Annotated in this window: 13 protein-coding genes; 5 read left to right on the forward strand and 8 right to left on the reverse strand. The window is 59.2% G+C overall.

Translation table 11 applies throughout. From position 1 onward, the window contains the following. Window positions 1–106: 106 nt before the first annotated feature. Window positions 107–1,054, reverse strand: coding sequence for a trehalose operon repressor TreR (gene treR / locus VZP09_RS23385; protein ID WP_004192384.1), 948 nt, complete (start codon window positions 1,052–1,054; stop codon window positions 107–109). A gap of 180 nt (window positions 1,055–1,234) precedes the next feature. Here treR and mgtL point away from each other — a divergent pair, with 180 nt between their 5' ends. After that, the gene (gene mgtL / locus VZP09_RS24925; RefSeq protein ID WP_219340445.1) at window positions 1,235–1,288 is read left to right on the forward strand and encodes a mgtA regulatory leader peptide MgtL; all 54 of its coding nucleotides are present in this window, start codon (window positions 1,235–1,237) and stop codon (window positions 1,286–1,288) included. Between the two features lie 145 nt (window positions 1,289–1,433). Then, window positions 1,434–4,142: a magnesium-translocating P-type ATPase gene (gene mgtA, locus VZP09_RS23390; protein ID WP_009309303.1), complete on the forward strand. Its 2,709-nt coding sequence runs from the start codon at window positions 1,434–1,436 to the stop codon at window positions 4,140–4,142. Window positions 4,143–4,214: 72 nt separating this feature from the next. On the opposite strand, the gene ridA is transcribed toward mgtA, so the two are convergent. From ridA to VZP09_RS23410, 5 genes are all read right to left on the reverse strand, one after another. Further along, the gene (gene ridA, locus VZP09_RS23395) at window positions 4,215–4,601 is read right to left on the reverse strand and encodes a 2-iminobutanoate/2-iminopropanoate deaminase (RefSeq protein WP_002886926.1); all 387 of its coding nucleotides are present in this window, start codon (window positions 4,599–4,601) and stop codon (window positions 4,215–4,217) included. Between the two features lie 152 nt (window positions 4,602–4,753). After that, a complete protein-coding gene (gene pyrI / locus VZP09_RS23400; protein ID WP_002886927.1) occupies window positions 4,754–5,215 on the reverse strand; it encodes an aspartate carbamoyltransferase regulatory subunit in 462 nt (153 codons plus the stop codon). A gap of 13 nt (window positions 5,216–5,228) precedes the next feature. Then, window positions 5,229–6,164, reverse strand: coding sequence for an aspartate carbamoyltransferase (gene pyrB, locus VZP09_RS23405; RefSeq protein ID WP_002886928.1), 936 nt, complete (start codon window positions 6,162–6,164; stop codon window positions 5,229–5,231). Window positions 6,165–6,166: 2 nt separating this feature from the next. After that, complete coding sequence (locus VZP09_RS24930; RefSeq protein ID WP_227650304.1) at window positions 6,167–6,226, reverse strand: pyrBI operon leader peptide; 60 nt, start codon at window positions 6,224–6,226, stop codon at window positions 6,167–6,169. Beyond that, window positions 6,201–6,305 carry a pyrBI operon leader peptide gene (locus tag VZP09_RS23410; protein ID WP_002886930.1) on the reverse strand — a complete coding sequence of 35 codons (105 nt, stop codon included), beginning with the start codon at window positions 6,303–6,305 and terminating at the stop codon, window positions 6,201–6,203. Before VZP09_RS23410 ends, VZP09_RS24930 begins: the two co-directional genes overlap by 26 nt. Before the next feature lie 194 nt (window positions 6,306–6,499). Here VZP09_RS23410 and VZP09_RS23415 point away from each other — a divergent pair, with 194 nt between their 5' ends. Beyond that, window positions 6,500–6,952, forward strand: coding sequence for a YhcH/YjgK/YiaL family protein (locus VZP09_RS23415; protein WP_023287054.1), 453 nt, complete (start codon window positions 6,500–6,502; stop codon window positions 6,950–6,952). Window positions 6,953–7,013: 61 nt separating this feature from the next. Here VZP09_RS23415 and argF read toward each other — a convergent pair whose 3' ends face one another. Continuing rightward, window positions 7,014–8,018 (reverse strand): ornithine carbamoyltransferase, encoded by a 1,005-nt coding sequence (argF, locus tag VZP09_RS23420; protein WP_021313680.1) that lies wholly within the window; start codon window positions 8,016–8,018, stop codon window positions 7,014–7,016. Beyond that, a complete protein-coding gene (gene argL, locus VZP09_RS24935; RefSeq protein WP_370736902.1) occupies window positions 7,988–8,083 on the reverse strand; it encodes a putative translational regulatory protein ArgL in 96 nt (31 codons plus the stop codon). Before argL ends, argF begins: the two co-directional genes overlap by 31 nt. A 98-nt stretch (window positions 8,084–8,181) precedes the next feature. Here argL and rraB point away from each other — a divergent pair, with 98 nt between their 5' ends. Both rraB and miaE read left to right on the forward strand, forming a co-directional pair. Further along, window positions 8,182–8,604 (forward strand): ribonuclease E inhibitor RraB, encoded by a 423-nt coding sequence (gene rraB / locus VZP09_RS23425; RefSeq protein ID WP_002886947.1) that lies wholly within the window; start codon window positions 8,182–8,184, stop codon window positions 8,602–8,604. A gap of 58 nt (window positions 8,605–8,662) precedes the next feature. Then, complete coding sequence (miaE, locus tag VZP09_RS23430; protein WP_004222190.1) at window positions 8,663–9,427, forward strand: tRNA isopentenyl-2-thiomethyl-A-37 hydroxylase MiaE; 765 nt, start codon at window positions 8,663–8,665, stop codon at window positions 9,425–9,427. Window positions 9,428–9,482: the final 55 nt, after the last annotated feature.

Below are 9,482 nucleotides of genomic sequence, written 5' to 3' on the forward strand. Positions count from 1 at the left end.
AGAGATGCCGTTTTTACCTTGAGGGCATCCTAACCGTTCCGCTTAATTTGCAAAATGGGAACGTTCCCGAAACCCGGCGACGATCACATAAATCGCCCGAGCGAGATTAATTGAGGGCGGCGGGAATCACGATCTGGCGGGGATCGACGCTGCCGGCGATCTGCTCGATCAACTGCCGGGCGGCCCGGCGTCCGGACTCGGCATAGCCCGGATCGACGGTCAAGATTTCCGGGTGGAGAAACTTCATCAGCGGCGTGCTGCCGACGCTGGCGAGCTGCAGCGCATCGCGACCCTGCTGCTGGAGGTACTTGCTGGCGCCGAGGGCGAGGGTATCCGTCGCGCAGACCAGGGCGCTGGTTTCAGCCGTCAGCACGCTGGCGACGGTGTCATATCCCTGCTTCATGCCCAGCCCCGGCAGGGCGGCGGTGGGCGTCAGACGATGCTTTTTACAGAAGGCGAGGTAGGCCAGATGGCGGCGTTCGCCGGTGGTGACGTCGCTGTGCGGTACGCCAAGAAAACTGATGTGGCGGTGTCCGCGATCGTAGAGCCGCTGCATCAGCAGCGTGATGGCCCCCTCGTCGTCATAGCACACCGAGGCGAAGCCGGGAGCGTCGCGGGCCATCAGCACCAGGGTGTCGCGCCAGGGGGCGAGCATCGCTTCGTCGATGCCGGTAAAACCGAACAGCACCACGCCGTCAATATTGCGCCGGGCGAGCATGCCGAGATGCTCCTCCACCAACGCCGGGGAGAACTGGCTCTCCATCATAATCGGATCGTAACCCTGCTCATAAAAGGCGGGCAGCATGGTCTGCACGGCAAGGTTTTCCGACAGCGAATCGAGACGGGTGACGATAATCGCCACCACTTTATCGCTCTGGCCGCGCATGGCGCGGGCGGAACGGGAGGGCGAGAAACCGTGCTGCTGCATCACCGCTTCGACGCGCTCGCGGGTCCGTTCGCTGACCCCGCTCTCGTTGTTGAGGACGCGGGATACCGTCGATTTCCCTACGCCGCTTAAGCGCGCGATATCTTTGATGGTCAGCCGGTTCTGCATGCGGAATTCTCGTCAGGGATGGTAGAAGTGAGCCTAATGCTACTCAACCAAACCGCAATGAGCAAAGTCTGGTTTACGTTCGGTTTAGTTGCGAGGGTTTATCATCGCCATTATTGCCACACAATCCTCAGCGAGGGCGCTATAATTCGCGCCGTTTATATTCACTTACCGGAGATAGTTATGGACCCCGATCCCACTCCTCATCCTCGATGGAGCAACCTTTCTTTCCGGTAAGCCTGTTTAACACTGCTTTACCGGAAAGCGTAAAGCAGTGACGTCCTTGATGTCCCTGCCATAAAAATAACATGCCTGACAGGTAGGTTTTGCTACGCCCGTCGGCAACGCTGCGTTCGCTTTGGCGAGCGCGGAGGGACTGTTTATGCTGAAAAATTATACCCGGCAGCTGTTCGCGCAGCTTAGCCGCCATCTGCCACGTCGTTTAGTCCAGCGCGATCCGCTGCCGGACGCCCGCCATCTGGCGAGTGGCCCCATTCCTGAATCGCTTGGTCAGCATTGCCTGAACGTGGCGGCGATGGACGACCAGGAGATCTGGCGCGCCTTTGACAGCCACCCTGAAGGGCTCAATGAAGGCGAAGTGGCGGCGAAAATCCTCAAACATGGTGACAACCAGATCCCGGCGCAAAAGCCCTCCCCGTGGTGGGTGCATCTGTGGACCTGCTATCGCAACCCGTTCAACCTGCTGCTGACGGTGCTCGGCATCGTCTCCTATTCCACCGAGGATCTGTTCGCCGCCGGGGTTATCGCCCTGATGGTGGGGATCTCGACATTGCTCAATTTCATCCAGGAGGCGCGCTCGACCAAAGCGGCGGATGCGCTGAAGGCGATGGTGAGCAACACCGCCACCGTGCTGCGGGTGGTGAACGAGCAGGGGGAGAGCCGCTGGCTGGAGCTGCCTATCGACCAGCTGGTGCCGGGCGACATTATCCGGTTGTCGGCGGGGGATATGATCCCGGCGGACCTGCGTATCCTGCAGGCACGGGATTTATTCGTCGCCCAGGCCTCGCTGACCGGCGAATCGCTGCCGGTGGAGAAAGTGGCCCGCAGCCGCGATCCGCTGCAGCAAAACCCGCTGGAGTGCGACACCCTGTGCTTTATGGGCACCAACGTGGTGAGCGGCTCGGCGCAGGCCATCGTCTTCGCCACCGGCGGCCGCACCTGGTTTGGCCAGCTGGCCGGCCGCGTCAGTGAACAGGAGAGCGAGCCGAACGCCTTTCAGAAAGGCATCAGCCGGGTCAGCATGCTGCTGATCCGCTTTATGCTGGTGATGGCCCCGGTGGTGCTGCTGATCAATGGCTACACCAAAGGCGACTGGTGGGAGGCGGCGCTATTCGCGCTGTCGGTGGCGGTCGGCTTGACGCCGGAGATGCTGCCGATGATCGTCACTTCGACGCTGGCGCGCGGGGCGGTGAAGCTGTCGAAGCAAAAGGTCATCGTGAAGCACCTCGACGCCATTCAGAATTTCGGCGCGATGGACATCCTCTGCACTGATAAAACCGGCACCCTGACCCAGGATAAGATTGTGCTGGAGAACCATACCGACGTCTCCGGTAAGGTCTGCGAGCGGGTACTGCATGCCGCCTGGCTCAACAGCCACTACCAGACCGGCCTGAAAAACCTGCTCGACACCGCGGTGCTGGACGGGGTTGAGCTGGATGCCGCCCGCGGGCTGGCGGAACGCTGGCAGAAGGTAGATGAGATCCCCTTCGACTTCGAACGCCGCCGCATGTCGGTGGTGGTGAAGGAGGATGACGCCGCGCATCAGCTGATCTGCAAAGGGGCGCTGCAGGAGATCCTCAACGTCTCGACCCAGGTGCGCTACAACGGCGATATCGTACCGCTGGACGACACCATGCTGCGCCGCATTCGCCGGGTGACCGATACCCTCAACCGTCAGGGACTGCGGGTGGTGGCGGTGGCGACCAAATACCTGCCGGCCCGCGAAGGCGACTACCAGCGCGCCGATGAGTCGGACCTGATCCTTGAAGGTTACATCGCCTTCCTCGATCCGCCGAAAGAGACCACCGCCCCGGCGCTGAAGGCGCTGAAGGCCAGCGGCATCACGGTGAAGATCCTCACCGGCGACAGCGAGCTGGTGGCGGCGAAGGTGTGCCATGAAGTGGGACTGGATGCTGGCGAAGTGGTGATTGGCAGCCAGATTGAAGCCATGAGCGACGACGAGCTGGCGGCGCTGGCCAAACGCACCACGCTGTTCGCCCGCCTGGCGCCGCTGCATAAAGAGCGTATCGTGACGCTGCTGAAACGCGAAGGTCACGTGGTGGGCTTTATGGGCGATGGCATCAACGACGCTCCGGCGCTGCGCGCGGCGGATATTGGCATCTCGGTCGACGGCGCGGTGGATATCGCCCGCGAGGCGGCGGATATCATTCTGCTGGAGAAGAGCCTGATGGTGCTGGAGGAGGGGGTAATCGAAGGCCGCCGCACCTTCGCCAACATGCTCAAGTACATCAAAATGACCGCCAGCTCCAACTTCGGCAACGTCTTCAGCGTGCTGGTGGCCAGCGCCTTCCTGCCGTTTCTGCCGATGCTGCCGCTGCACCTGTTGATTCAGAACCTGCTGTACGATGTCTCCCAGGTGGCGATCCCGTTTGATAACGTCGATGATGAGCAGATCCGCAAGCCGCAGCGCTGGAACCCGGCCGATCTCGGGCGCTTTATGGTCTTCTTCGGACCGATCAGCTCGATTTTCGATATCCTCACCTTCGGCCTGATGTGGTGGGTGTTCCACGCCAATACCGTGGAGATGCAGACCCTGTTCCAGTCCGGCTGGTTTATCGAAGGGCTGCTGTCGCAAACGCTGATTGTGCACATGATCCGCACCCGGCGCATTCCGTTCGTTCAGAGCCGGGCCGCCTGGCCGCTGTTCGCCATGACCCTGGTGGTGATGGCAGTGGGTATCGCGCTGCCGTTCTCGCCGCTGGCTAGCTACCTGCAGCTGCAGGCCCTGCCGCTGAGCTACTTCCCATGGCTGGTAGCGATCCTGGCGGGCTATATGGTGCTGACCCAGGCCGTGAAGGGCTTCTACAGCCGCCGCTACGGCTGGCAGTGAGGGACGCGTTTTCGGATGACCCACGTAAAAAAGGCAGCCACTGGCTGCCTTTTTTCATGCCGAGGTTAGCGATCAGCGACGCACGGCGATGGCTTCGATCTCGATCTTCACGTCTTTCGGCAGACGTGCGACTTCAACGCAGGAGCGCGCCGGGAAGGTGGCGTTATGCTCGGTGAAGAACGCTTCGTAGGTGGCGTTAACGGTAGCGAAATCGTTGAGATCTTTGACGAATACGGTGGTCTTGACGATATCGCCGACGGTGAGGCCTGCGGCTTCAACGATCGCTTTCACGTTGTTCAGCGACTGGCGCGCCTGCGCGGACACGTCTTCCGGGACGCTGCCGGTTTTCGGGTCGACCGGGATCTGGCCAGAGGTGATGATCATGCTGCCGAGGTCAACGCCCTGAACGTAGGGGCCAATCGCCGCTGGTGCATTTTCCGTCGCAATAGTTTTGCTCATGTTATCTCCAGATGAACTGAGTAATGTTACGCAAAATCATTCAGGTTGCCGCCAGGCGGTAAGCGCTGTATCGCCGGCGCAGACGCCGCCTGAAGGACGAAGCGTAGGGTGGTAGCCATTATAGGGAGGCCTACCACCAATACCAACCGCATTTAGTTGGCCAGCACCACATAATGAGAAAACTCTTTTTCGCAGTATTTGCATTTGAGTGCGATGTCATCAGCGCGTTTTTTCACTGCAAAACTGGAAGAAACCGGTTCGGCGTGGCTGATACAGTTGCTGTTCGGGCAGACCAGCACGCTGTCGATACGATCCGGCAAGCTCGGGCGGGATTTGCCCACCACTTCGTAATCATCAATGCGGTTTACCGTCGCCTGCGGGGCGTACAGCGACAGCTGGTTAACCTGCTCGTCGGTCAGGAAGGTGTTCTCGATTTTAATCAAATCCTTGCGGCCCATCTCGCCGGAGGGCAGGTTCAGGCCGATGGTGATGCGCTGGTCGGTTTCGGTCAGTTTGAACAGGGTGAGCAGCTTAAAGCCGACCTGCGCCGGGATATGGTCAATCACGGTGCCGCGTTTGATCGCTTCTACCTGCAGTTTATTGTCGTGTGTCATCTCTCATTCCCCCTTACAGTGCCAGCTCGCTATTCAGTACCAGTGCCAGTAACGCCTGGCGGGCGAAGATGCCGTTACCGGCCTGCTGGAAGTACCAGGCGTGCGGTGTTTTATCGACATCGGTGGTGATTTCATCAATGCGCGGCAGCGGGTGCAGCACTTTCATGTTGGCGCGCGCCCCTTCGAGGTCGGCGGCGCGCAGGACGAACTGCGCTTTGACGTTGGCGTATTCCGACGGATCCAGACGCTCTTTCTGCACGCGGGTCATGTACAGAATATCCACTTCCGCCATCACGTCGTCGATGGCGCTATGCAGGCTCCAGGCGATGCCTTTTTCATCGAGCATATCGAGGATGTACTGCGGCATGGCCAGCGCGTCCGGGGCGATGAAGTAGAAGCGGTTGCCGTTGAATTTGGCCAGCGCCTGGGTCAGGGAGTGGACGGTACGGCCATACTTCAGATCGCCGACCATCGCCACGTTGAGGTTTTCGAGGCGGCCCTGGGTCTCCTGAATGGTGAACAGGTCGAGCAGGGTTTGGGTCGGGTGCTGGTTAGCGCCGTCGCCGGCGTTCAGTACCGGCACGCCGCCGGAGAATTCGGTCGCCAGGCGCGCGGCGCCCTCCTGCGGATGACGCATCACGATGGCGTCGACGTAGGTGCTGATGACGGAGATGGTATCCGCCAGCGTTTCCCCTTTTTTGCCCAGTGAGGTGTTGGCGCTGTCGGAAAAGCCGACCACGCTGGCGCCCAGGCGGTGCATCGAGGTTTCAAAAGAGAGGCGGGTGCGGGTCGAGGCTTCAAAGAAACAGCTGGCGATAACCTTATGCTTCAGCAGCTCGGGTTGTGGATTGGCTTTCAGCTTTGCCGCCGTCGCCAGCACCAGTTCGAGGTCTTCGCGGCTGAGATCGTTTATGGAAATGATATGTTTTTGATATAGCGGGTTAGCCATGCTTATCTCCTGACGCCTGGGCAAAAAAAAAGCCCCTTAAATAAGGGGCTTCGGGAATCCAATGAGCAACGGAAAGAAAAACGGCAGGCCAGCGTCTGCATTGAGACGCGCTAAGACAGAATGTCGTACGCAATTGGCCATGCTTCCTCCCGGCAAAACGACTGGCATTATACGCAGACCGTTATGACGATCAAGCGATTCATTCACAAACAGGTAATCGTTTGCCTGTCGAAAAGTGCGCCAGCGCAAAGAAGCGTGAAACTCTACTGGTATGGCAGCCGCGATGGGGGTATAACACGATAAAATGAAATGCTGTTTTATATTTGAGGTAAGCAATGATTATTGGCAATATCCACCATCTGCAGCCATGGCTGCCTGCCGCGCTGCGCGAGGCTATCGAACACGTTATCGCTCAGGTCAGCGAGGCGACGCCGCTGGGTAAACACGATATCGACGGCGACAACCTGTTTTATCTGATTTCTGAAGACACCACCGAGCCGCAGGCCGCGCGCCGCGCGGAATACCATGCTCGCTATCTCGATATCCAGATTGTGCTCCGCGGCAGCGAGGGGATGACCTTCAGCACCTTGCCGCCAGGAGAGCCGCAGACCGACTGGCTGGCGGAGAAAGACATCGCTTTTCTTGCCGAAGGCCAGCAGGAGAAAACGGTGATCCTTAACGAAGGGGACTTTGTGGTGTTTTATCCCGGCGAAGTGCATAAACCGCTGTGCGCCGTTGGCGCCCCGGCGAAGGTGCGCAAAGCGGTGGTGAAGATGCTGATGGTGTAAAATGGCGAACCGAATCCCGGATGAACGCCGTGCCATCCGGGACACAGCCGCGAGCGAGGGGCTATTTGCTCAGCGTCGCCACCATCACCGCTTTGATGGTGTGCATCCGGTTTTCCGCCTGGTCGAAGACCACGCTCGCCGCCGACTCAAACACCTCGTCAGTCACCTCCATGCCGCCGTGCAGGCCGTAATCGGCAGCCATCTGTTTGCCCAGCGTGGTCTGGTCGTCGTGGAACGCCGGCAGGCAGTGGAGGAACTTGACCTGCGGGTTGCCGGTGAGCGCCAGCATCGCGCTGTTAACCTGATAGTCGCGCAGCAGGGCGATACGTTCGGCCCATTTTTCCTTCGCCTCGCCCATTGAGACCCAGACGTCGGTATAGATAAAATCGGCGCCTTTCACCCCCGCAGCGATATCTTCCGTCAGGGTGATGTTGCCGCCCTGCTGTTTGGCCAGCGCGGTGCAGGTCTCCACCAGCGCGGCCTCCGGCCAGCAGGCCGATGGCGCCACCAGGCGCAGATCCAGACCGGTCAAGGCGGCGGCTTCCAGCATCGAATTGCCCATGTTGTTGCGCGCGTCGCCGGCGTAGACCAGCGTCATCTGGTTAAAGGCTTTGCCCGGCAGATGCTCTTTCATGGTCAGCAGGTCCGCCAGCAGCTGGGTGGGGTGGAACTCGTTGGTGAGGCCGTTCCACACCGGCACGCCGGCGTATTGCGCCAGGGTCTCTATCACTTCCTGGCCGTGGCCGCGGTACTGAATGCCGTCGTACATCCGTCCGAGCACGCGGGCGGTGTCCTTGATCGACTCTTTATGGCCAATCTGGCTGCCGCTGGGCCCCAGATAGGTCACGCGGGCACCCTGATCGTATGCGGCAACTTCGAAAGAGCATCGTGTACGGGTTGAGTCTTTTTCGAAGATGAGCGCGATGTTTTTTCCTGCCAGTTTCTGGACTTCGATACCGTTTTTCTTATCGGCTTTCAGCTTTGCCGCCAGCTCGAGCAGGGCGGTGATTTCTGCAGGCGTAAAATCGAGTAACTTTAAAAAATGCTTCTGGTAAAACGCAGACATGGTTCCCTCACCTGGCATAGGCCACTAATTGAATTAAAATTCAATTTATATGTATGAATATTCATTTGCAAGTCTGTGATCGAAATCTTTCACTGAGAAGTGGAGGCAATGACGGCGGTATGTGACAATAGGGATAACTGCCGCACATTATGAGGAACGAGCCATGGCAAACCCGGAACACCTGGAAGAACAGCGTGAAGAGACGCGTCTGATTATCGAAGAGCTGCTGGAAGATGGCAGCGATCCGGACGCACTGTACACGATTGAGCATCACCTCTCTGCAGACGATTTCGAAACCCTGGAGAAAGTGGCGGTTGAAGCGTTCAAGCTGGGCTACGAAGTGACCGAGCCCGAAGAGCTGGAAGTGGAAGAGGGTGACATGGTCATCTGCTGCGATATTCTGAGCGAATGCGCGCTGAACGCAGACCTGATCGATGCCCAGGTGGAACAGCTGATGACGCTGGCAGAAAAATATGACGTCGAGTATGACGGTTGGGGCACCTATTATGAGGACCCGAACGGTGAAGACGGCGACGACGATGACGAAGAGTATGTCGATGAAGACGACGATGGTGTTCGCCACTAAGTCGCAGATGTTGTAGATGGATACGGCGGCGCCTGCCGCCGTATAGCAAGGAACTTTCATGGATTACCCGCAGATTCTTTCCCCGATTATCAACTTCCTGCACTGCCCGACGCCGCAGGCGTGGATTGACGAAGCCCGCAAGCCGGAAAACCTGCCGCTGCTGCTGACCGACCATATGGTGTGCGAGCTGAAAGCGGCGCAGAACGCCATGCTGCTGGTGCGTCGCTACGTCGCGGATAAAGCTGACGCCGACGAACTGTTGGCCTGCCTGAAGCCGTACGAAGACTTCACCTACCGCCGGGGGCCGGAGCCGGATTTTGTCGCTCTGCATAAACGGATCAACAAAAGCGCCATGCCGCAGACCGACGACCCGTGGGGCCGCCAGCTGCTGGACAGCATGATTTTATTGATTAAAGAGGAACTGCATCACTTCTGGCAGGTGCGGGAGATGATGCTGGCGCGCGATATCCCCTATGTCAAAATCACCGCCAGCAACTATGCCCGCGGCCTGCGGCGCGAAGTGCGCTCGCATGAGCCGGTGATGCTGATCGATAAGCTGATCTGCGGCGCCTATATCGAGGCCCGCTCCTGCGAACGCTTTGCCGCCCTGGCGCCGTGGCTGGACGACGATCTGCAAAAGTTCTACCTGTCGCTGCTGCGCTCCGAGGCGCGTCACTATCAGGACTATCTGGATCTGGCGCAGAAGATTGCCGGAGAAGATATCAGCGAGCGGGTGCGCCAGCTCGGCGAGGCGGAAGCGGCGCTGATCCTCCGTCCGGAGGCCGAGTTCCGCTTTCACAGCGGTGTGCCAGCCGCGGCGTAACCCACGATATTCGGGCCCGGTAGTCACTAACACCGGTAGTTTCAGTAGCCATGGG

It is taken from the genome of Klebsiella sp. EMBS2024, assembly GCF_036233805.1.
Classification (GTDB): domain Bacteria; phylum Pseudomonadota; class Gammaproteobacteria; order Enterobacterales; family Enterobacteriaceae; genus Klebsiella; species Klebsiella pneumoniae.

Coding starts and splice junctions, on each gene's coding strand:
- argF (WP_021313680.1), bottom strand. CDS start 8,018: ATGTCTGCGTTTTACCAGAAGCATTTTTTAAAGTTACTCGATTTTACG.
- pyrB (WP_002886928.1), bottom strand. CDS start 6,164: ATGGCTAACCCGCTATATCAAAAACATATCATTTCCATAAACGATCTC.
- mgtA (WP_009309303.1), top strand. CDS start 1,434: ATGCTGAAAAATTATACCCGGCAGCTGTTCGCGCAGCTTAGCCGCCAT.
- miaE (WP_004222190.1), top strand. CDS start 8,663: ATGGATTACCCGCAGATTCTTTCCCCGATTATCAACTTCCTGCACTGC.
- ridA (WP_002886926.1), bottom strand. CDS start 4,601: ATGAGCAAAACTATTGCGACGGAAAATGCACCAGCGGCGATTGGCCCC.
- pyrI (WP_002886927.1), bottom strand. CDS start 5,215: ATGACACACGACAATAAACTGCAGGTAGAAGCGATCAAACGCGGCACC.
- VZP09_RS23410 (WP_002886930.1), bottom strand. CDS start 6,305: ATGGCCAATTGCGTACGACATTCTGTCTTAGCGCGTCTCAATGCAGAC.
- treR (WP_004192384.1), bottom strand. CDS start 1,054: ATGCAGAACCGGCTGACCATCAAAGATATCGCGCGCTTAAGCGGCGTA.
- VZP09_RS23415 (WP_023287054.1), top strand. CDS start 6,500: ATGATTATTGGCAATATCCACCATCTGCAGCCATGGCTGCCTGCCGCG.
- argL (WP_370736902.1), bottom strand. CDS start 8,083: ATGAATATTCATACATATAAATTGAATTTTAATTCAATTAGTGGCCTA.
- rraB (WP_002886947.1), top strand. CDS start 8,182: ATGGCAAACCCGGAACACCTGGAAGAACAGCGTGAAGAGACGCGTCTG.